This is a genomic window from Streptosporangium sp. NPDC050855 (assembly GCF_044456585.1).
In the GTDB taxonomy this organism is placed as follows: Bacteria; Actinomycetota; Actinomycetes; order Streptosporangiales; family Streptosporangiaceae; genus Streptosporangium; species Streptosporangium longisporum.
In genome coordinates, this window is the sequence record NZ_JBITFY010000006.1 from 282,533 (window position 1) to 303,112 (window position 20,580).

Consider the following 20,580-nt stretch of genomic DNA (forward strand, 5'->3'; position numbering starts at 1 on the left):
ACGCCCCCCCCCCCCCCCCCCCCCCCCCCCCCCCCCCCCCCCCCCCCCCCCCCCGCCGCCCGCGGCCCCCCCCCCCCCCCCCCCCCCCCCCCCCCCCCCCCCCCCCTCTCCCGGGGGGCGTCTCCCGCGTCGTCCCGCGTCGTCGTTCCCCGTCGTCTCCCGCGGTCGTCCCCTGTCGTCTCCCGGAACCGCGGACACCCGCGGACACCCGCGGACACCCGGCGGCACCCGGTGACGGTGCCGCCGGGTGCCGGGGCGGTTCGTTCCCGGGACCGGCGCGCGGCCGGGCCCGGGGTCAGCTCGCGACCAGGTCCCTGGTGCCGGCCCGCGACCAGTCCATGACCGCGTCGGCGGCGACGACCGGGTCCACGGCCTCGTCGGGCCGGGCGTCGAACACGGCGGGCAGCACGGGCGGGTCGAACACCCGCCTCGTCCGCAGCGGCAGGTCCACCGTCCGGGTGGCGCCGGACCGTACGGTGATCGGCCCGCGTACGCACAGCAGGGCGGACTCGGACTCGCCGCGGCTCCCCGGCGCCGTGTCGTGACGGACCAGGGAGTGCGCCACGAGGTACCACGAGCCCGGGGGCACGCGGTCCAGCGTGTACGAGCCGGTGGAGCGGACGATGGTGGAGCGCACCGGCCAGCCCTCCGGGACGGGGTCGGGGAACAGGCCGACGCAGACGAGGTCGGAGCCCCCGTCCGGCGGTGCCAGCAGGTCGCCGCGGACGACCGCGTCCGCCGCCGTGGCGGCGCCCTCGTGCGCCGGGGACCGCATCCCGGCACCGCGGTCCTTGCGGTACTGGGTGGGGGCGACGCCGACGCTGTACTTGAACCGCGTGCTGAAGGTGCCGACCGCGGAGTAGCCGACCTGCGTGCAGACGTCGGCGACGCACAACGGGGTCGACAGCAGCAGCGTCTTCGCCTCCTGCAGGCGTATCGCCGACAGGAAACGGCCCGGCGGTACTCCGGTGAGCCGCCGGAAGATACGGGAGAAATGGAACTTACTGAACATGGCGACACGCGCCAGGTCATCGATGGTGAGTTGCTCGCCGGGGCTGTCGCACATCGTCTCGATGACTCGTCTCACAGCCCGCTCGATCTCGTCTTCCATCTCTTTTCCGTTTCGCGAAGAGGTGGCCAGCCGATTCCGACGGTGGGGGTGATCGGCTCGCCGAGGTTTCCTTTCGTATCGGGTGCCGGACCGGGAAGGCCGCACTGTCCTGGCGGCCGGCCCGGCCCGCGGTTCGCGTCCCCTGCGGGCCGGACGGCATTCCCGAAGTGCCGTACAGACCGATGGGATTGAACGTACGCTTTCTCCTCGTATTCCAAGGCCGTTGACGGCAGGGGAATACGATTCGAATGAGCATTTTATGGTGTCACCATAGGTCGGCCTCCCAGAACGGGCTACTCGCGGCATCACATTCCCTATGTGAATAATTCACATCGAGAACGTGATCCGGTGACTACCGGCGCGGGGAGGTCTGGTGCATCCTCTGCGTGGACCTGACGGGACGGACCCGGCGGGATCGGCCCGCGGGTCCGCCGCGTGGGAGCAGGAGGAGCCATGAGCGCCGTGGACACCGTCGAGGCGCCCCGCCCGGACGCCGCCGGCCGCTGATGTCCGCTTCCGGTGACGACGGCGCGCGGGCGCCCGGGAGGGTCGACCTGTGGTCGCTGCGGGAGGACGTCCACGTCGAGACCGACGACGACGGGAACGTCGTGCTGCGCGGCCGCTGGGGCGACACGACCGTCCCGGCCCCGGGCAGGGCCGTCCTCGAGGCGCTCCGGCGCATGGGCTTCGGCCCGGTGTCCCTGGGGAACATCGCCTACGGCGACGGCGAACGGCGGGAGCTGGACCGGCTGCTCGACAGGATCCAGCCGATGGTCATCCGGTCGTTCGCGGTCGATCCGGAGCGGCCGCTCATCTCCGTCGTCCCGATGGCGCAGCAGGCGCGCTTCACGCCCGTCGCGCTGTCCGCCGGGACGCCCATCCGCCTGTCGCGGTTCGCGGTCCTGCGCACCGACGGCGAGCGCTACTTCCTGGAGTCCCCCCTCAGCCTGCACCGCGTGGACCTGCACCACGCCGACGCCGTACGGCTGATCGGGGCGCTGGGCCGGGCCGTCCTGCCCGCGGAGGCCGCGGCGGCGCTGCCCCACCCCGGCGACCTCGTCCTCGACCTGCTCGGCCACCTGGCCGGGGCGGGGATGGTGGTGACGGCCGAGGCGGGCGACCGTCCCCGCGGCGCGGTGTTCGCCGAGGACACCGCGCCTGCGCTGGCCGCGTGGACCCCCCTCGACCTGATGTTCCACACGCGCTCCACCCTGGGGCGGCACGACAACGACTTCGGGGCGACCTACCCCCTGGGGGACCGCTGGGACGTCGAGCCCGCGGTCAAGCGGTCGCCGGACCTGCCGGGCGTCGCCCTTCCCCGGCCGCGCTGGGGGGAGCTGGTGGCGGCCGACCCCCCGCTGACCGTGGCGGTCGAGGCGGGCGGCCCGGCGACGCGCTTCGCCGACGCCCCGCTGACCGGACGGGAGATCGGGCAGCTGCTCTACCGGGCGGCGCGGGTGCGTGCCCTCGTCCCGCCGGACAGGGACGGCTCGACGGTCGCGACCAGCGACCGGCCCTACCTGAACCTGGGGGGCTGCTACGAGTTCGAGTTCTACCTGGCGATCGGCGACTGCACCGGGATCCCCCGGGGGGTGTACCACTACGACCCCCTCGGCCACCGGCTGGAACAGGTCAACCCCGACCCCGAGGCCGTGGCCGAGCTGCTGGAGGGCGGCCGGCTGGCCGCGAACCTCGCCGAGGCGCCGCCCGTCCTCATCGCCGTCACGGCGCGGTTCCGCAGGCTGTCGCGCAAGTACAACGGGCTGAGCTACGCGCTGGTGCTCAAGAACGTCGGGGCGGTGCTGCAGACCCTGCACCTGGTCGGCACGGCCATGGGCCTGGCCGCGTGCTGGACGGAGATCATCGACATCGACGTCTCCGCGCGCGTGCTCGGGCTCGACTGGCGCGTCGAGTCGGGGGTGGGCGGCTTCCTGGTGGGCCGTCCCGCCGGCCCCTCGCCCGCCCGGCCGGACATGCGCCCGGCCAACGACGCGCGGTGGGGTGACCGGGCCCGGACACGCCTCTCCCAGGGGGGCGACAGGAAGCCGTTCATGTCTGGATCCGCCTGATATACAGTGCACTGAGCTTCGAGCGTCACCGAGTCGATACGGTCCGCACCGGGGAGGCATGGTTCGATGGCGGGGAGCGCGCCGGATCGGCGTCGGCCGTCGTCCCCGCGCAGGCTCACCGGTCTGCTGCCCTGGCACCGCGGCATGTTCGAGGGCGCCGCCGCCGACGTGTGGGCCCCGCCGATGGGCCTGTCGCTCTCCGTCGCGGTCCTGTGCGGGTACGTCCTGATGACGCTGATCAACCTGCTGAGCGGGCTGTGGACGTTCCCCGAAGGCTTCGAGCCGCTGGGGTTCGCCCTGTTCGGTGGTGTTTTCGCCCTGCAGCTCGCGCACTCCTCGCGGCAGCCGAGACGGTGGCCGGTCCGCCGCCGCGCGCTGACCCTCTCGGCGCAGGCGCTCGCGACCTACCTGCCGTACGCGTGGTTCGGGCCGCCCTGGTCGGTGCTGGGCGGCTTCCTGGCCGCGGCGGTGCTGCAGACGCTGGGGACGGTCGCGTCGCGCTGGGCGCTGTACCTCCTGGTCGGGGTGACGTTCCCGCTGGTCGCCCTGGCGGACGGGGTGCCGCTGCCCGACGCGGCGCAGCTGGCCGGGGTGACGTTGCAGACCGGCCTGGTGATCTACGGGGTGAGCGCGCTGTCCGGGGTGGTGGCGGAGGTGCACGCGGCGCGCAGGGACGTGGCGCGCATGGCGGTGGTGCGGGAGCGGCTGCGGGTGGCGCGCGACCTGCACGACCTGTTCGGCTACCACCTGTCGGCGATGGCGCTCAAGGGCGAGCTGGCCTGCCGGCTGCTGCCGCGGTTCGCCGACCGCGCGCGGACCGAGCTGAAGGAGGTGCTGGACATCGCCCGGCGCGCGCTGGCCGACGTGCGGGTGGTGGCGGGCGGGTACCGCGACATCTCCCTGCGGGAGGAGGTGAGGACGGCGGTCTCGACGCTGTCGTCCGCCGGGATCGACGTCCGGGTGAGCGTCCCCCCTCGCGCTCCGGCCGGGGAGACCGGCGCGGTGATGGCGATCGTGCTGCGCGAGGCGGTCACCAACACGCTGCGGCACAGCAGGGCGCGGCGGTGCGTCATCGAGGTCGCCCACGACGACGGTACCGGAGAGATCGGGGAGAGCGGTCAGATGCGGGGCACCGAGGACGCCGGGAGCGCGGGGAGCGCGGGGGAGGGCGGGGAGGCCGACGGCGCCGGGAAGGCCGACGGTGCCGGCGCGGGGGGCACGGTCCGGCTGCGGGTGACCAACGACGGGGTGGTGGCCGTCCCCGAGGCCGCCTCCCAGGGCAGCGGTCTCGGGAACCTGGCCTGCCGGCTGGAGGACGTCGGCGGCGGGCTGACGGTGACGACGAGCGGGGAGTGGTTCGAGCTGGTGGCAGAGGCCCCGGCGGCCCCGGCGGCCCCGGCGGGGAGCGCCGGCACGACGGGGGCATCGGGGGCCGCGAGGACCGCAGGGACCGCGGGGACCTCGGGGACCTCGGGGACCCGGCGCGGTCCCCGCGGCCCGGTGTGGCCGCTGCACAGGTACGGGACGCGGGAGAACCGGTCCGAGACGCAGGCGCTGCGGATGGCGATGCTGCTCACCTTCGGGATGCTCGGCGGTTACACGCTGCTGACCGTGGTCAACGTCCTGAGGCTGGCACCGGACCGGGGCGCGTCGCTGGCGTCCGTGCCGTGCCTGCTCGCCGTGCTGGCCCTGCAGGTCGCGCACTCCGTCTACCGGCCGCGACGCTGGCCGCGGCGCATCCGGGCGCTGACGCTGTCGGCCCTGACGCTGGCGACGTTCCTGCCCCTGCTGTGGCTCGGCGCCGCGTGGGAGTCGATGGCGGGTTTCCTGGCGGGTTCGGTCCTGCTGGTCGTGACCGGGTGGGCGCGCTGGGTCCTGTACGCCGCGGTGGGCGCGGCCGTCCTGGCGGTCTCCGCGCTCTGGGGACACGAGCCCGCCCTGATCGGGTACGTGACCGTCTCCAGCCTGCTGACCGGCCTGGTGGTCTTCGGGGTGAGCTCGCTGTCGGGGCTGGTGGACCAGGTGCACGCGGCACGGGGGCAGGTGACGCGCATGGCGGTGGAGCGGGAGCGGCTGCGGGTGGCGCGCGACCTGCACGAGGTGCTCGGCCGCAACCTGTCCGAGGTGACGATGAGGAGCGAGCTGGCCCGCCGCTTCCTCCCGGAGAGCCCGGAGCGGGCGCGGGAGGAGGCGCGCGAGATCGCGAGCATCGCCCGCCGGGCGCTCTCCGACGTACGGGTGGCGGCCAGCGGCTACCGCGACATGTCCCTGGCCGCCGAGGCGGAGACGGCGGCGGCGTCGCTGTCGTCGGCGGGCATCGACGTGAGCCTGGACGTCCGCTGCGGGACACCGCCCAGGGAGCTGGACACGATGATGGCGATCGTGCTCCACGAGACGGTCACCAACGTGCTGCGCCACAGCAGGGCACGGCGGTGCGCCATCGAGGCCTCCGCGGACCGGGACGCGCTGCGGCTGCGCGTCAGCAACGACAGGGCGCGGGACGGCGAACCGCCCGACCTCGCCGGTGCCGGCGCCGAGGACGACAGCGGGCTGGGGGACCTGCGGGCACGGCTGGAGGGGGTCGGCGGCCGCCTGACGGCCCTGGTGCGCGACGGCAGGTTCGAGGTGACGGCGGAGGTCCCGCTCTCCGCGGGACGCACGGGGGGCGCCGGGGGCGCTGACGCAGGGCTGCGGACGGCGTCGGCGTCGCAGGCACCTCGGGCGGTGCCGCCCGCCACGGTCCGGACGCTCCGCGCGTCCGTTGATGAGGAACCCTGACTGATTCGACCCTTGCCTGTCAGGTATTGCGCCTTGTCATGCGATAAGTAACCTTCGTACCAGGCGCACCCCAGATTCAGCGTATCCACCGCGGACGGCTGTTCTGCGGGCCCGGGGAACCGGCCGCACCGTGCCACGGCGGCGACCGGAACGGGACCGCCGGGCCGTACGCGCCGACGGGCGCCGCAGGCCGGGCCGGAGGCGACGCTCACGGAAAGAGGCTGGGACGGGCGGTTTGCGGAATCTGAAGGTTCTCCTGGCGGAGGACGTGCGCATGGTGCGCGGGGCGCTGGCCGCCCTGCTCGACCTCGAGGACGACCTGACCGTCGTGGCCCAGGTCGAGCGCGGCGACACGATCGTGCCGACCGCGCTCGAATGCCGGCCCGACGTCGCGGTCATCGACATCGACCTGCCCGGACTCGACGGCCTGGCGGCGGCGGAGATCCTGCACGGCAAGCTGCCCTCGTGCCGCACGCTCATCCTGACCGGCCTGGGCCGGCCGGGGACCCTGCGCCGCGCGCTGTCGGTCTCGGTCTCCGGCTTCATCCTCAAGGACGCCCCCTTCGAGGACCTGGCCGCGGCGATCCGCGGGGTGGCCGCGGGACGGCGGGTCATCGATCCGCAGCTCGCCCTGACCGCCTGGGACGTCGGGGAGAACCCCCTCTCCGAACGGGAGGTCCAGATCCTGAAGCTGGCCGCCGGAGGGGCCGAGGCCCCGGAGATCGCCGCCACCCTGCACCTGTCGGTCGGCACCGTGCGCAACTACCTGACCAGGATCCTGACCAAGCTGAACGCGCGCAACCGGGTCGACGCCATCCGGATCGCCACCGAGGCCGGCTGGGTGTCGTAGGGGCCGCCTGCCGGGAACGGGCACGCGGCGCGCGGCGTGCGGCGTGCGGCGGAAAAGGTGTCGGGCCGCACGCGGCGGAAACGGTGCCCGGCACGACACCGGATCGGTGCCGCGCCGGACCGGTGCCGCGCCGATCGCATGCGAGAAGATGCCCCGGTGTCCGGGCCGTCCCATGATGGGGGAGTCGGCAGGCCGTCGTCCTGCCCCCCCACCTGCGCATCTCCCGGGAGGCGACACCGTGCGACCCGGTACCCAGTCCCCAGAGCGGACCGCGACGCTGGAGGCGTTCGCGGACACGTTGATCCCAGGGGAGAAGAGATCCCCCGACGACCGCGCGATCGCCGGCGCCGCCGCCGGCGGCGGCGCGGTCGCGGCCGGCGCCATCGAACTGCTGGAGTGGCCGGCGACCGGGGTGAGCGACGCCCTGGACGACTTCACCCGCGACCTGAACGCGCACGCCCGAGCGTACGCGGCCGAACACGACCTGGAGCTCGACGCGGCGGTGCCGCCGTTCGTCGCGCTCTCCTTCGACCACCGGACCGCCCTGGTGGAGCGGCTGACCGCGGCCGACCACCCGGAGCGGGAACTGTGGGTCCTGCTCGCGATCTTCAGTTACATGGCCTTCGACTCGGCCGCCCACCTGCACACCCGCGACGCGCTCGCCGCGGGCCACCCCGGCCTGACCGCGATGGGGCTCCTCCCGCCGGACCCCGACGGCCTGTGGCGGTTCCCGGAGAACTCCTACGGCCGCGCGCTGGCGTCGCCCCACCCGGCCACGACCGCCTCAGGGAGCCCGGCATGAACAGCATCGAACGCACCGACGTCCTCGTGGTGGGAAGCGGCTTCGGCGGCGCGATCACCGCGTACCACCTGGCCGCGGGCGGCGCGAAGGTGGTGATCCTGGAGCGCGGGCCGTGGCTGCGGCCCGAGGAGGTCGAGCACGACTACAAGCTCGGCTCCTCCTGCACCCGGATCTTCGACTTCGTCGTGGGCGACGGCATGAACGTGCTGGGCGGCAACTGCGTCGGCGGCGGCAGCATGGTGTACTTCGCCGCGCTGCCCCGGGCACCGCGCTTCGTGTTCGAGCGGCACGGCTCCATCGGCAGGCGCATGTGGCCGGCCGCCGTCAGCCGCGACACCCTCGACCCCTGGTACGACCGCGTCGCCGAGTCGATCCCGGTCAGCACGCAGGACTGGAAGGACGTCACGTACGCGGGCGGCCTGTGGGCCGCGGCCTGCGACCACGCCGGCCGTACGGCCAACCCGGTCCCGGTCGGCGTCGACAACGCCACCTGCGTCCGGTGCAACTGGATGATGGCCGGATGCCGGTTCGGCGCCAAGCGGTCACTGCAGACCAACTACCTGCCGGCCGCCCTGGCCCACGGCGCGCAGATCCGCCCGCTGCACGAGGTGCAGCGCATCTCCCGCACCGACGACGGCGGCTACCGCGTGCACTACGACCTCATCGACGGCGAGGACTACCGGGTGCGGACCGGGAGCGGGCGGATCGACGCGAAGATCGTGGTGCTGGCGGCGGGCGCCGGGGCCACCCCGGTCATCCTGCAGCGCAGCGAGGCCGCCCTGGGCCGGATGCCGCACGCGGTGGGCCGCTACTTCTCCGGCAACGGCGAGCGGCTCAGCACCGCCGTGATGAACGAGGACCGGGTCCGCGAGGTGCTCGGCCTCAGCCGCGGCGACGGCGCCGCCTACGAGGCGTTCCACATCGGCAAGGGGCCGTGCGTCGCCAACTGGGACCGGCTCGACGCCTCCCTGCCGGAGTTCACCCGCTACTCGCTGGAGCAGCTCTACTTCCCGCCCGGCCTCGGCACCATCCTCGCCCAGGCCCCGGGCGTGGACGGGCCGGGCGCCTGGTTCGGCCCGCACAAGAAGGAGATGCTCAAGCGCTGGCGCTCCTGGCTGATCATCTTCGAGATGGTCGAGGACGACAACGAGGGCGTGTTCGGGCCGCCGCCCCCCACCGGCAACGCCGTGCGCATCTCCCAGCAGCTCCTGGGACGCGGCACGCTGCGCTACCGGCCGTCGCCGACCACCCTGCGCGCCTGGGAGATGGCCGACGCCGACGTCAAGGACATCCTGGAGCGCGACGGGCTGGCCGAGGTGGCGCCGTGGACGGGCGACCTGGTCGGCGCCTACACCGTCCACCCGCTGGCCTCGTGCCGCATCGGCGACGACCCGGCCACCTCGGCGCTCGACGACCGCCACGAGCTGCGCGGCCACCCCGGCATCTTCGTCACCGACGGCTCGGCCGTCCCCGGCGCGCTGACCGTCAACCCCGCCATGACCATCGCCGCGCTCGCCGAACGCGCCGTCCCCGGCATCGTGCGGGCCGCGCGCGAACGGGGCGTGGAGGTGACCTACGGCGCGTCCGCGCCGGACGGGGCGACCGCGGGGCGGCGCGGCGTGGCGGCGCAGATCCCGCTGCTCGTGAACGGCTGAGCACGATGCCGGCACCGCTCGACCGCCTCGTCCGCCACGGCGCCCGCAGGCACGTCCGCCACCTCGCCCCGGTCGCGCCGGGCGGGGCCCCGCCCCTGGTGGCCGGGGTCTACGCGCAGCTGGAACGGGACTTCGGCATGCTCGCGCCGCCGGTCGCCCTGCACGCGCCCGCACCGGAGACGCTGGCGGCCTGCTGGACGATGCTCCGCGAGACCCTCGTCGTCCCCGGCCTGCTCGGCCGGGCGGCCAAGGAGGTCGTCGCCACCGTGGTGTCGCTCGGCAACGCCTGTCCCTACTGCGTGGACGTCCACGGGGCGATGCTGCACGGCCTGGTCGGCGCCGCCGACGCGCTCGCCGTCACCGGCGGGCGGGACGGGGCGGTCGCCGACCCCGGGCACCGCGCGCTCGCCGCCTGGGCGCGGGCCGCCGGGACGGCGGAGGACGCGGCCCGGCACGGCCTCCCGTTCCCGCCGGAGTGGTTCCCCGAGCAGGCCGGGGTGCTGGTCACGTTCGAGTACCTCAACCGCATGGTGAACGTGTTCCTGACCGGGGAGCTGATGCCGCGCGCGCTGCCGGCGCCGCTCCGCGGCGGCCTGGCACGCCTGGCCGGCCGGGTCATGCGGCCGGTCGCGCTCAGGCAGGCGGCGCCGGGCGACTCCCTGGCCCTGCTGCCCGCGGCCCCGTTGCCCGCGGACCTGTCGTGGGCCGCGCCGTCCCCGGCGATCGCCGGTGCCCTCGCGCGCGCCTCGGCCGCGATCGAGGAGGCCGGACGCCGCTCGGTGCCCGCGGGGGCCCGCAGGCTGGTCCTGGCCGAACTGGAGACCTGGACCGGGGAACGGCGCGGCCCGGGCCGCGCCTGGGTGAACGAGGCGCTGTCCGGGCTACCGGCCGCCGAACGGCCCGCCGGGCGGCTGGCGCTGCTGACCGCGTTCGCCTCCTACCAGGTCGACGCGGCCGTGATCGGGGAGCTGCGCCGGCACGGCGCCGGGGACCGGGCGCTCGTGGAGACCGCCGCCTGGGCGAGCCTGGCGGCGGCGCGGCGGGTGGCCCGCTGGACATGGCGGCCCGGCCCGCCGGCCGGACCCGGCCGCGACCCAGGTCGCGAGCCAGGCAGCACCTGTCGTCAACCGCACCTGTCGTCAACGTGAAGGACGGAGAGATGATCGGACTGAAGGAAGTGATCGCGGACCTGACCGCGGAGTGCGACGAGCTCGACGCCCTGGTGGCCGATCTCGACGACTCCCGGTGGGACGAGGAGACCCCGGCCCCGGGCTGGACGATCAAGCACCAGATCGGCCACCTGTCGTTCGTGTTCCGCATCGCCGGCCTGGCGGCCTCGGAACCGGAGACGTTCAAGGCGGTGACGTCGGGCGCCGGAGCGGACTTCAACGGCGCCGTCAACGCCGCGCTCGCCGAGTACCTGCGCCTCACGCCGACCGAGCTGCTCGACCGGTGGCGCAAGGAGCGCGGCGCCTGCATCGAGGCGCTGGCGGCGGCGCCGCCGGAGAGGCCGGTGCCGTGGCTGGTGCGCCCGCTGCCGCCCGCGGTGCTGGCGTGCGCGGGGCTCATGGAGACGTTCGCGCACGGCCAGGACGTCCGCGACGCCCTGGGCGTGACCCGCACGGCGCACGAGCGGCTCCGCCACGTGTGCGGCTTCGCGGCGCTGACCTGGGAGTTCGGCTACCAGGCCCGGGGGCTGACCCCTCCGGCGACGGCGTTCCGGTACGAGCTCACCGGCCCCTCGGGCGAGACGTGGGCCTTCGGCCCCGAGGACGCCGAGCAGCGGATCACCGGGCCCGCGCTGGACTTCTGCCTGCTCGTGACCAGGCGGCGGCACCGTGACGACCTCGCGGTCACCGCGACCGGCGCCGACGCCGACCAGTGGCTGGACATCGCCCAGGCCTACCGCGGTCCGGCCGGTCCGGGACGCCGTCCCGGCCAGTTCGCGTCCCGGACGGCCTGACGGCTCACCGCCGCGCGGGACGGGCCGGGTGGCCCGTCCCGCGCAAGAGTGGAAACGCAGAGGGAGGACCACGCACGATGATGGTCGTCATGTCCGGTGACGCCACCCACCAGGACGCCCGGGAGGTCGCCGCCCTGGTGCGGTCGGCCGGGGGAGAGGCGTTCGTCAGCCGCGGCGGGAACCGGACCGTCGTCGGCCTGGCCGGCGACGCGGAACTCCTCGGCTCGATCGGCCTGCACCGGATGCCCGGGGTGGAGCGCGTCGCCCGTACCTCGGACGGGTACCGGCTGGTCAGCCGGGTGCCCGGGATGGAGCGGTCCGTGGTGGAGGTCGCGGGGGTGCCCATCGGCCCGGGGACGATGACGCTGATCGCCGGGCCGTGCGCGGTCGAGACCCCCGAGCAGACGCTCCAGGCGGCCAGGCTGGCCCTGGCGGCCGGTGCCGTGCTGCTGCGGGGCGGCGCCTTCAAGCCGCGCACCTCGCCGTACTCGTTCCAGGGACTGGGGGAGCGGGGCCTGCGGATCCTCGCCGACGTGCGGGAGGAGACCGGGCTGCCGGTCGTCACCGAGGTGCTGTCGGCGGGCGACGTCGAGCTGGTCGCCGGGTACGCCGACATGCTGCAGATCGGGACCCGCAACATGCAGAACTTCCCGCTGCTGCAGGCGGTGGGGGAGGCGGGCCGGCCGGTGCTGCTCAAGCGGGGCATGAACGCGACGGTCGAGGAGTGGCTGATGGCGGCCGAGTACATCGCCCAGCGCGGCACCCTCGACATCGTGCTGTGCGAACGCGGGATCCGCACCTTCGAGACCTCGACCCGCAACACCCTGGACATCTCCGCGGTGCCGGTGGCCCAGGGCCTGTCCCACCTTCCGGTCGTCGTCGACCCGTCGCACTCGGCCGGCCGGCGCGACCTCGTGGTGCCGCTGAGCCGGGCGGCCGTCGCCGCGGGCGCCGACGGCGTCATCGTGGACCTGCACCCCCGGCCCGAGACCTCCCTCTGCGACGGCCCGCAGGCCCTGGGCGGCCAGGACGTCCCCGAGCTGGCCCGCGCGGTCGAGGACGCGGCCCGCCTGATGGGCCGCCGCCCGGCCCGGGAGCTCACCGGCCGCCGCGAGTCCGGGGACCTCACGGGCCGCAGGGGGGCCGGGGAGCTCACCGGCGACGAGGCGTCGGAGGACCGGGGGCTGGTGACCGTCTGACGACCGGGTTCGGACCCGGATCCGGGAAGGGGGGGGGGGGGGGGGGGGGGGGGGGGGGGCCCGCGCCCCCCCCCCCCCCCCCCCCCCCCCCCCCCCGCGTCCGTCGTTCACACCCGCGATCGCACCCGGCCGTGATCGGGACGAGGATCTGCGGATGGACGCTCATCGTGATCTCGCCGTGAAGGTCGCCGGGGAACTCGGCGCGCGTGACGACGTACTGGCCGTTCTGATCGGCGGCTCGGTGGCGCGCGGTGAGCACCTGGCGGCCTCCGACGTCGACCTGCTGGTGGTCACCGACGAGCGGACGTCCCTCCCCGTCTCGCGGCGTACCGTCCGCGACGGTCTGCTGGTCGAGTGGATCGCCCGCACCGAGGACGCCTGGCTCGCCCGGTTCGACCGGCCGCGCACGTCGTGGCTCTTCGCGTTCCTGGAAGGCGAGGCGGTGCACGACTCGGGACCGGCGAGACGACTGGCCGCGCAGGCGCGGGCGGTACTGGAGACCTACCGGACCTCGGCCGGGCTCCGCCAGGAGCTGGCCTCGTCCCTGTGGCACGGGCAGGCCAAGCTCGACCGGGCGGCCTCCGCGGACGACGCGCGGGAGCAGGGTTTCTGGGCCTCAGCGTTCACCGAGACGGTCGTCGACGCGCTGTTCGCGATCCACGACGTTCCCCGGCCGGCGGGCTCACGGCGCATGGCCTACCTGCACAGGGTCCCGCTCTCGGCGAGCGAGGGGCGACTGCTGGACGTCCTCCTGACCGCCCGCGCCCCGGAACGCTTCCGCGCCCTGCGCACCCTGGTGGCCCACGTACGGGCGGAACTCGGCGAACCCGACCTGGAACTGCCGTAGACGACATCGCCCCGGGCAGAGGCCGGCCCGCTCCGGAGGTCTCGCGGGGGAGCCGAGCCGGGCGACCGGCGTGCCGCCGGGGCACGGGCGCGGCCGGTCCCGGCGTGCCCGGAGGCGGTGACGGGGCGGGTCCCGCCCGCGCCGTCACCGCGTCCGCGTGAACCCGGCCGGAGCGTGCCTCCGGCCGGGTCGTGTCACGCGGGCGGGGTCACGCGGCGCCGGCGTGCTCGGTGGCGTACTCGACGGTGTACCCACCGGTCACGGTGCCGTCGGTCCGTCCGGCCGCGACGGGCTCGCCGGGCTCGGCCGGTCGCGGGTCGTCCGCCTCCTCCTGCGGGGAGAAGAACGGGAAGTCCACCGCCTGGGAGTCGAGGGCGGCGCGCAGCTCCGCCAGCGCGGCCCGCACCGCCGCCCGTACGGCGGGCACCTCGCAGGACTCCTCCAGGCGCCGGAGCATGGCGTGGCACTCCAGCAGCCGCCGCTCCAGCGAGGCCGACGACCCCGCGCCGGACACTCCCGTACCGGACGACCCGGTACCGGACGGCCCCGTACCGGGCAGGGCCGTGCCGGACGGCTCACTTCGAACGTTCATCGTGGAACCTCGCAGCCTTGATCTCGAAGCGGGGGAGGGCGCCGGGAGCGACGAGCTCCACGTCGGGCCGTATGCCGATCTGGCGCTTCACCTCGTCGGCGACGCGCTCGCACAGCCCGGAGGGGTCGGCCACGGAACCGGCCCGCGGCTCCAGCCGCAGGACGATCGTGTCGAGCCCGCGGACCGTCCGCAGCACCGTCTGGAACTCGTTCACCTCGCCGAAGCCGCGCATCACGTCCTCGATCATCACGGGGGTGACCGAGACGCCGCGGATCTTCCTCATGTCGTCGGCCCGGCGCAGGATGCCGCCGTCGTACCAGTCCCACGTCCGGCCGCAGTCGCACTCGTGCCACGGACGCCGCACGACCAGGTCCTCGGTCCAGTGCCGGAACAGCTGCATGCCCTCGCGTCCCAGGCCCGTGCTGACGCGGATCCCCGGCTCGCCGTAGCCCACCGGCCGTCCGGTGTCCGGGTCGAGGACCTCGTCGATCACGCCCCGTTCGATGATGTGGCAGCTTCCCGACCGGCACTCGAACATGTTGACGATGCCGGTCTCGGTGGTCCCGGCCGCGTTGAACACCCGGGCGCCGAACCCGGCCGCGATCGCCCGGGTCGTCGACTCCGGCCGCGGCTCGGCTCCGGCCAGGATGATCTGGACGTTGCCCTCCTTCGCCAGGTCCACCCCCATCTCACGGGCCGTCTCCAGCAGCCGCATCGCGTAGCTCGGCGTGCAGCCCAGGACCTCGATCCGGTGCTCCAGGAGGAAGCGGATACGGGTCCTGGAGTCCAGCCCACCCGAGGGCACCACCAGGCATCCCATCCGCTCCAGCGCGTAGTGCATCGCCCAGAAGCCCATGAACAGGCTGTATCCGAAGGCGACCATGCCGCGGTGCCCGGGGCGGACCCCCATGCCGTGGAGCGCGGTGCAGAACAGGTCGACCGACCACGCCCAGTCGCGCGCGGTGTCGAAGGTCCGCAGCGGCGGGTTGCCGCTCGTGCCGCTGGTCTGGTGGTACCGGACGCCCAGCCCGGGGTCCGCCGACGGCCAGGTGCCGTACGGCGGCGCCTGCAGCTGCGCGGCCATCAGGTCCGCCTTGCGCACCAGCGGGACGCGTTCGGTGTACTCCCGCAGGGACCGGATGCCCTCGGGGAGCCGTTCGCGCCAGAACGGCGAGTTCCTCCGGGCGTGCTCCATGGCATGCCGCAACCGTCGCCACTGCCAGTCGGCCAGTTCCTCCCGCGGCATGGTCTCGATTCGCGGGCTCCAGTACTCCGTCTGGCCGGCACGGATTCGTTCGAGCGTTCTCATCTCGTCTCCTGCATCGTGGCGCGCCACCCGCCGGCGGGCAGCGCGCTCACTGGCCATGGCATGTGCTGCCACATGCGTTTCCCCGCCATCGTTCCAGCCGGGCGGATGCCCTTCTTCTTCGTGAATGCTGCTTTTCACGTTTACCGCTGACAGTGGAATTTCGTCGGCATTTCAGAAGATGCCGGTAAAGGGGGCCGAAGTCAGGATTCTGTGCTGATGGTCGGCGAGGGGTGCGCCGGGGTGACGTCCCGGCGCGAGCCGGCCGGACGGATCGATTACCGAGGGAGCACCCAATGGTGGCTACAGACGGCCTCAATGGTGTGGGCACCGGCAGCGGCAAGCGCATTCCCCGGCTGGAAGGACTGCGAGGACTTCTGGCGGCGGGCGTGCTCGTCTATCACGTCGCTTTCATGGCCGGGATCACCAGCTTCATCCAGCAGCCGGGCGACGGCGTCTGGGGAGTGCTGACCGACGGCCTGGGGGTCATGCTGCCCCCGTTCTTCGTGCTGTCGGGAATGTTCCTCTACCGCCCGTTCGCCCGCGCGACCCTCGCGGGGGGCGACCGGCCGGCGGTGGGGCACTTCCTGCTCCGGCGCGCGCTGCGGATCCTGCCGCTGTACTGGCTGGTCGCGGTCGTGGGACTGCTGACGATCAACCTCTTCAACATCGACTCGGTCGGTGACGTCCTCCGCCCGCTCCTGCTGGTCCACTTCTTCTGGGCCGCCGGCCAGCCGATGTTCGGCCTGGAGCACACCTGGACGGTGCCCGCCGAGATCTCCTTCTACCTCGTCCTGCCGATCCTGGCCTGGCTGGGACACCGGTACGCGCGGCGGACCGGCGACGTGGCCCGGCGCGCCCGCAGGATGCTGCTCCCGGTCGCGGGCTTCGCGCTCATCGGGCTCGCCTGGGTCGTCTACAGCCGGATCCCGTCCCTGGTCGCGTCCAGGGTCTTCTCCTTCGAGCAGTACTTCTGGCCGCTGCACTTCCTGCACTACTTCGCCGGCGGCATGGCGCTGGCGGTGGCGTCCGCCTACGCGGAGGCGACCTCCCGGCAGCCGTCGCTCTACCGGCTGACGACCCGGTGGCCGAGCCTGCTGTGGCTGGTGGCCCTGGTGACCTACGTCGTGTACGGCCTCAAGCCCTTCGGCGCCCCCGTCCCCGGCGCCTGGTCGGGCTTCGTCTACGAGATGAGCGGGATCGTCGCGGCCTCGATCTTCTCGATGGCGATCGTCCTGCTGGTCACCGTGGCGAACTCCGGGACCCGGGCCCTGGACGCGGTGCTGGGCAACCGGCCGCTGCGCTACCTCGGGCGCGTCTCCTACGGCATCTACCTGTGGCACGTGCTCGTCATCGAGTACTGGTTCTCCAACGGCGCCCTGTTCGGCGTCCCGGCCGTCGCGAGCGTGCAGTGGCGCGGGACCGTGAACTTCTGGGTGCTGCTGGCCTTCACCGCGGCGCTCACGCTCCTGGCCGCGACGGCCTCCTACTACCTGGTGGAGCGCCCGCTGGCACGGCTGGCGAGCCGCCGCTCCTCCGGCACGGAGTCCATCGCCCCCAGCGCGACCGTCCCCACCGCGGACGCGCCCGGCACGGCCCCCGCCGCGCCCGGCACCGCCCCGGCCACCGGCACGGCCACCGGCACGGCCACCGGCGCGGACGCCCCGGCGCTCGCGGACAGCGGCTCCGGCGCCCGCCGCTGAACCCCCTATCCGAGGAGAGGTCACCGAAATGTCGACCAGAGCGAGGATCGTCGCGATCAACGGCTCCGAGCGTGACGGGAACACCGCGGACGTCCTGCGGCACGCCGCCCGCGTGGCCGCCGAACGGCAGGCCGACCTGGAGGTCGTCGACCTCAGGAACATCCGGATGACCCGGTGCGGCCCCTGCGGGGACTGCAACGACCGGCCCGTGCCCTGCGCCGTGCAGGACGACGTCCCCGCGGTGGTGGAGAAGATGATCGCCGCCGACGGCATCATCTACGCCGCGCCGGTGCACGGCTTCGGCACCGCGGGCCTGATGCAGACGTTCATCGAGCGCTCGGGCGTCGGCTACCTGCGCTTCGACCGCCCGCTCAGCAACAAGGTGGCCGGTGTCATCGCGGTCGCCCGGCGCTACAGCGCCGGGGAGGTCTGGGCCCAGCTGACGGTCAACGCCCTGCTCAACCGGATGATCCTCGTCGGCAGCGGGTTCCCCGCCCAGGTGCACGCCCTGCACAAGGGCGACGCCTGGAAGGACGAGGAGGGCCTGACCAACGTGGCCCGGATGGTCGAGCGCATGATCGACATGATTCACATGATCAAGGAGTACCGGGCGATCACCGGGCGGCAGGAGATCCTCGCCGTCAGCGAGCGCAACGAGCGCGTCGGCCTGGCCCTCGACGAGATGCGGGAGCGCGTGTGAACGCGCCGGCCGACCTCCGGCGCGAGCAGGACTTCCGGCGCGAGTACGAGGAGGTCCTGCGCGCCTTCCACGCCGGCACGATGACCCCCGCGGACCGGGACCGCTGGTACGGCCGTCGCCTGACGGCCGTGCTGCGGCACGTCACCGCGCGCTCGCCGTTCTACCGGCGCCACCTCGCCGGGGTGGACGTCGAGGGCGTCACCCCGGGCACGCTGCACACGCTGCCCTTCACCACCAAGGAGGACCTGCGCCGGGAGAAGTACGACGTGCTGTCGGGCACCCCGGCCGAGGCGTCGGTCTTCTACGAGACGACGGGCACGACCGGCCCGCCCACGCCCTGCCCGCGCGGCCCCAGGGACGTCCTCACCAGCAACGCCGCGGTCGAGGAGTCCTGGCGCCGGCTGTTCCGCGTCCGGTTCGGCGACCGCATGCCCGTCGTCGGGCTGATGGGCCCCTCCGAGCTGTACGCCTTCGGAGACGTGTTCGGCTCGGTCTCCGCGGCGCTGGGCGCCTGCCACGTCAAGATCTGGCCCGAGTCGCCCCGGGTGGGGTTCCGCACGGCGCTGCGGCTCATCGGCGAGCTGGGCGTCGAGGTCGTGGTCTGCGCCCCGGCCATGTGCCTGAGCCTGGCCAAGGCCGCCCTGCACCACGGCCACGACCCGGCACGGCTGCCGATCTCGGCGTTCCTGGTCCTCGGCGAGGTCTGCACCCCGCAGTTCGCCGCCAACGTGGCGTCGGTGTGGCCGGGCGCGACCGTCTACCCGGCGCTGTACGGCTCCCAGGAGGCGTTGTGCATCGCCACCGGCGCGGTCACCGGACAGCTGCACCTGTCGGCGCTGAACTACCTGGTCGAACTCGTCGACCCCGACACCGGCCGCGTGCTCGGCGACACCGGGACCGGTGAGCTGGTCCTGACCATGCTCGTCGACGGCATCAAGCCGCTCATCCGCTACCGCACCGGGGACCTCGTCCGGATCACCCCCGCACCCGCGGGCGCCGCGCTGCCGGGACCGGTGGTGGAGGTGCTCGGCCGGGTGGGCGACCGGATCCCGCTGGGCTCGGCCACGCTGCTGCCGGCCGAGCTGGAGGCGACGGTCCTGGACGGGGTCCGCGGCTGCCTGGGGTACCAGATCGTCATCGACGAGCGCGACGGCTCCGACGAGGTGACGGTCCGCATGGACCTGCTCCCCGAGGCCGGCGACCCGGACGCGCTCGGCGCGGGGGTGGCCGCCCGGCTGCGCGAGCGCGCCGGCGTCCGCGCCCGCGTCGTCGCCGACCCCGGCCTGGACCCGGTGACCGCGACGGGCTCGTACGTGAGCTGGAAGGCGGCGCGCATCCTCGACAACCGCGTCGAGGCGGACGGCGCGTCGCTGGTCGCCCGCCGGGTCGCCCACCGCTACGCGGTCACCACCTGAGGCACGGAGATGGGCGCCATGACCGATCCGAACGGGACGCCGCAGAGCGGGACGGGCCGCGTGCGGGTGCGGACCGTGCGGCGCACCCTGCCGCCGACCGAGGCGCTCCCGGCCTACCTCGCGCTGGCCGGGAGGTTCGGACGCGACCAGGTCTACCTCCTGGAGTCCGGGGAGGGACCGGAGAACGACTGCCGCTACCACGTCACCGGGTTCGGGGCGCTGCTCACGTTCTCGGTGACGCGGGGCCGGGTGCGGGTCGACGGGGTGCCCGCCCTGCGCGAGGCGGTGCTGCGCCGGGTCGGTCCCCTGCTGGCGGGCACCGGGGACCGGCTCGCCCTGCGCCGGCCCCGCGACCTGTGGCCGGTCCTGCGCGCGCTGCAGGAGACGTTCCAGGCCGAGGGGTCGGCGTCGCGGTTCCGGTTCGGCTTTCTGGCCTACTTCGGCTACGACACCGCCCGCTACATCGAGGAGCTGCCCTACCTGATCGAGCGGGGCCCGGACGTGCCCGACGTCCAGCTGGTGCTGCACCGGGGCTGCCTGGTGACCGACCGGGCGACCGGGAGCTCCGAGCTGCTGCTCCACGAGAGCGACGCCTGGCCCGCCCTGGACCCCGACCCGCTGCTCGGCCTGCTGGCCGGGGCCGTACGGCCGCTGCCGGTGCGCTCCGACGCCGACCTGCCGCCCGCCTCCGCCCGGGGCGACACCGGCCGCGAGCACTACCTGCGCAACGTCCGCCGGTGCCTGGAGCACATCGCCGCGGGCGACATCTACCAGGTGCAGATCGGTCACGAGCTGACGATCCGCAGCCAGGCCGACCCGGTCGACGTCTACGGCAGGCTGCGGGCCCGCAACCCGTCGCCCTACATGTACCTGACGACGCTCGGCCCGCACACCGTGATCGGGGCCAGCCCCGAGGTGTTCGTACGGATCGAGGACGGCCACGTGCTCATGCGGCCGATCGCCGGGACGGCCCCCCGGGGCGGGGGGGACGGAGCAGGTGACGAGGCGGTCGCCGGGCGGCTCCGCTCGGACCCCAAGGAGATCGCCGAGCACACGATGCTGGTCGACCTGTGCCGCAACGACATCGGCCGGATCTGCCGGGCCGGCACCCTGGAGGTGCCCGACCGGATGGCGGTCGAGCGCTACTCGCACGTCCTGCACCTGGTCTCCACCGTGGCCGGGCGGGCCGAGGAGGGCGAGGACGCCTTCACGGTCATCCCCGCGCTCTTCCCCGCCGGCACCGTGACCGGCGCGCCGAAGATCCGCGCGATGGAGATCATCGAGGAGGTCGAGACCAGCCGCAGGGGACTGTACGCCGGGGCGCTGGGCCTGATCGACGTCGGCGGCTACGTCAACCTGGCCCTGTGCATCCGCACCCTGCTGCACCGCGACGGCGTCTACCGCACCCGGGCCTCGGCGGGCATCGTCGCCGACTCGGCCCCCGAACGGGAGTGGACCGAGACGCTCGCCAAGTCCACCGCCGCCTACTGGGCGGTGACCGGCGAGGAGCCGCCGCGGGCCGGGCCCTCCGGCGTCCGGGGACGCGGGCGCGGCCACCGGCGCGGCGTACGGTCCCCGCAGCGCCCCTGA

The 20,580-nt window shown here is 74.2% G+C and carries 16 protein-coding genes; 13 read left to right on the forward strand and 3 right to left on the reverse strand.

What is annotated here, in order from left to right; all coding sequences use genetic code 11:
• Positions 1-295 precede the first annotated feature (295 nt).
• Positions 296-1,111, reverse strand: coding sequence for a helix-turn-helix domain-containing protein (locus ACIBCT_RS15500; RefSeq protein ID WP_399188819.1), 816 nt, complete (start codon positions 1,109-1,111; stop codon positions 296-298).
• 506 nt (positions 1,112-1,617) lie between these two features.
• Between ACIBCT_RS15500 and ACIBCT_RS15505 the strand changes: the two genes are divergently transcribed.
• The 9 genes from ACIBCT_RS15505 (at position 1,618) to ACIBCT_RS15545 (ending at position 13,274) form a co-directional block, all read left to right on the forward strand.
• The gene (locus ACIBCT_RS15505) at positions 1,618-3,180 is read left to right on the forward strand and encodes a SagB family peptide dehydrogenase (RefSeq protein WP_399188821.1); all 1,563 of its coding nucleotides are present in this window, start codon (positions 1,618-1,620) and stop codon (positions 3,178-3,180) included.
• Between the two features lie 66 nt (positions 3,181-3,246).
• A complete protein-coding gene (locus ACIBCT_RS15510) occupies positions 3,247-5,958 on the forward strand; it encodes a sensor histidine kinase (RefSeq protein ID WP_399188823.1) in 2,712 nt (903 codons plus the stop codon).
• Positions 5,959-6,193: 235 nt separating this feature from the next.
• On the forward strand, positions 6,194-6,808 hold the full coding sequence (locus ACIBCT_RS15515; RefSeq protein ID WP_344905966.1) for a response regulator transcription factor: 615 nt from the start codon (positions 6,194-6,196) through the stop codon (positions 6,806-6,808).
• A gap of 238 nt (positions 6,809-7,046) precedes the next feature.
• Positions 7,047-7,610, forward strand: coding sequence for a DUF5987 family protein (locus ACIBCT_RS15520; protein ID WP_399188825.1), 564 nt, complete (start codon positions 7,047-7,049; stop codon positions 7,608-7,610).
• Complete coding sequence (locus tag ACIBCT_RS15525) at positions 7,607-9,265, forward strand: FAD-dependent oxidoreductase (protein WP_399188827.1); 1,659 nt, start codon at positions 7,607-7,609, stop codon at positions 9,263-9,265. The genes ACIBCT_RS15520 and ACIBCT_RS15525 overlap by 4 nt, the downstream gene beginning before the upstream one ends.
• Before the next feature lie 5 nt (positions 9,266-9,270).
• Entirely contained in the window at positions 9,271-10,413 is a 1,143-nt protein-coding gene (locus tag ACIBCT_RS15530) for a carboxymuconolactone decarboxylase family protein (protein WP_399188829.1), read from the forward strand.
• An 11-nt stretch (positions 10,414-10,424) separates the two neighbouring features.
• Positions 10,425-11,228, forward strand: coding sequence for a TIGR03084 family metal-binding protein (locus ACIBCT_RS15535; RefSeq protein WP_399188831.1), 804 nt, complete (start codon positions 10,425-10,427; stop codon positions 11,226-11,228).
• 77 nt (positions 11,229-11,305) lie between these two features.
• On the forward strand, positions 11,306-12,427 hold the full coding sequence (aroF, locus tag ACIBCT_RS15540; RefSeq protein ID WP_399188832.1) for a 3-deoxy-7-phosphoheptulonate synthase: 1,122 nt from the start codon (positions 11,306-11,308) through the stop codon (positions 12,425-12,427).
• A gap of 154 nt (positions 12,428-12,581) precedes the next feature.
• Positions 12,582-13,274 (forward strand): nucleotidyltransferase domain-containing protein, encoded by a 693-nt coding sequence (locus ACIBCT_RS15545; RefSeq protein ID WP_399188834.1) that lies wholly within the window; start codon positions 12,582-12,584, stop codon positions 13,272-13,274.
• 208 nt (positions 13,275-13,482) lie between these two features.
• Here ACIBCT_RS15545 and ACIBCT_RS15550 read toward each other — a convergent pair whose 3' ends face one another.
• Together ACIBCT_RS15550 and ACIBCT_RS15555 are read right to left on the reverse strand one after the other, a co-directional pair.
• Positions 13,483-13,866 (reverse strand): DUF6052 family protein, encoded by a 384-nt coding sequence (locus ACIBCT_RS15550; RefSeq protein ID WP_399188836.1) that lies wholly within the window; start codon positions 13,864-13,866, stop codon positions 13,483-13,485.
• The gene (locus ACIBCT_RS15555) at positions 13,850-15,175 is read right to left on the reverse strand and encodes a phenylacetate--CoA ligase family protein (RefSeq protein ID WP_399188838.1); all 1,326 of its coding nucleotides are present in this window, start codon (positions 15,173-15,175) and stop codon (positions 13,850-13,852) included. Before ACIBCT_RS15555 ends, ACIBCT_RS15550 begins: the two co-directional genes overlap by 17 nt.
• Positions 15,176-15,468: 293 nt before the next feature.
• Here ACIBCT_RS15555 and ACIBCT_RS15560 point away from each other — a divergent pair, with 293 nt between their 5' ends.
• The 4 genes from ACIBCT_RS15560 to ACIBCT_RS15575 are packed head-to-tail and all read left to right on the forward strand — an operon-like array spanning position 15,469 to position 20,580.
• On the forward strand, positions 15,469-16,875 hold the full coding sequence (locus tag ACIBCT_RS15560) for an acyltransferase family protein (RefSeq protein WP_399188841.1): 1,407 nt from the start codon (positions 15,469-15,471) through the stop codon (positions 16,873-16,875).
• A gap of 28 nt (positions 16,876-16,903) precedes the next feature.
• Positions 16,904-17,575 carry a flavodoxin family protein gene (locus ACIBCT_RS15565; protein WP_399188843.1) on the forward strand — a complete coding sequence of 224 codons (672 nt, stop codon included), beginning with the start codon at positions 16,904-16,906 and terminating at the stop codon, positions 17,573-17,575.
• Positions 17,572-18,990: a phenylacetate--CoA ligase family protein gene (locus ACIBCT_RS15570; protein ID WP_399188845.1), complete on the forward strand. Its 1,419-nt coding sequence runs from the start codon at positions 17,572-17,574 to the stop codon at positions 18,988-18,990. The genes ACIBCT_RS15565 and ACIBCT_RS15570 overlap by 4 nt, the downstream gene beginning before the upstream one ends.
• Before the next feature lie 18 nt (positions 18,991-19,008).
• Complete coding sequence (locus ACIBCT_RS15575; protein WP_399188847.1) at positions 19,009-20,580, forward strand: anthranilate synthase component I family protein; 1,572 nt, start codon at positions 19,009-19,011, stop codon at positions 20,578-20,580.

What these genes read in the sequence shown, in the direction of transcription:
- ACIBCT_RS15500 (WP_399188819.1), bottom strand. Translation starts at nt 1,111, where the DNA reads ATGGAAGACGAGATCGAGCGGGCTGTGAGACGAGTCATCGAGACGATG.
- ACIBCT_RS15505 (WP_399188821.1), top strand. Translation starts at nt 1,618, where the DNA reads ATGTCCGCTTCCGGTGACGACGGCGCGCGGGCGCCCGGGAGGGTCGAC.
- ACIBCT_RS15510 (WP_399188823.1), top strand. Translation starts at nt 3,247, where the DNA reads ATGGCGGGGAGCGCGCCGGATCGGCGTCGGCCGTCGTCCCCGCGCAGG.
- ACIBCT_RS15525 (WP_399188827.1), top strand. Translation starts at nt 7,607, where the DNA reads ATGAACAGCATCGAACGCACCGACGTCCTCGTGGTGGGAAGCGGCTTC.
- ACIBCT_RS15530 (WP_399188829.1), top strand. Translation starts at nt 9,271, where the DNA reads ATGCCGGCACCGCTCGACCGCCTCGTCCGCCACGGCGCCCGCAGGCAC.
- ACIBCT_RS15535 (WP_399188831.1), top strand. Translation starts at nt 10,425, where the DNA reads ATGATCGGACTGAAGGAAGTGATCGCGGACCTGACCGCGGAGTGCGAC.
- aroF (WP_399188832.1), top strand. Translation starts at nt 11,306, where the DNA reads ATGATGGTCGTCATGTCCGGTGACGCCACCCACCAGGACGCCCGGGAG.
- ACIBCT_RS15545 (WP_399188834.1), top strand. Translation starts at nt 12,582, where the DNA reads ATGGACGCTCATCGTGATCTCGCCGTGAAGGTCGCCGGGGAACTCGGC.
- ACIBCT_RS15550 (WP_399188836.1), bottom strand. Translation starts at nt 13,866, where the DNA reads ATGAACGTTCGAAGTGAGCCGTCCGGCACGGCCCTGCCCGGTACGGGG.
- ACIBCT_RS15555 (WP_399188838.1), bottom strand. Translation starts at nt 15,175, where the DNA reads ATGAGAACGCTCGAACGAATCCGTGCCGGCCAGACGGAGTACTGGAGC.
- ACIBCT_RS15560 (WP_399188841.1), top strand. Translation starts at nt 15,469, where the DNA reads ATGGTGGCTACAGACGGCCTCAATGGTGTGGGCACCGGCAGCGGCAAG.
- ACIBCT_RS15565 (WP_399188843.1), top strand. Translation starts at nt 16,904, where the DNA reads ATGTCGACCAGAGCGAGGATCGTCGCGATCAACGGCTCCGAGCGTGAC.
- ACIBCT_RS15575 (WP_399188847.1), top strand. Translation starts at nt 19,009, where the DNA reads ATGACCGATCCGAACGGGACGCCGCAGAGCGGGACGGGCCGCGTGCGG.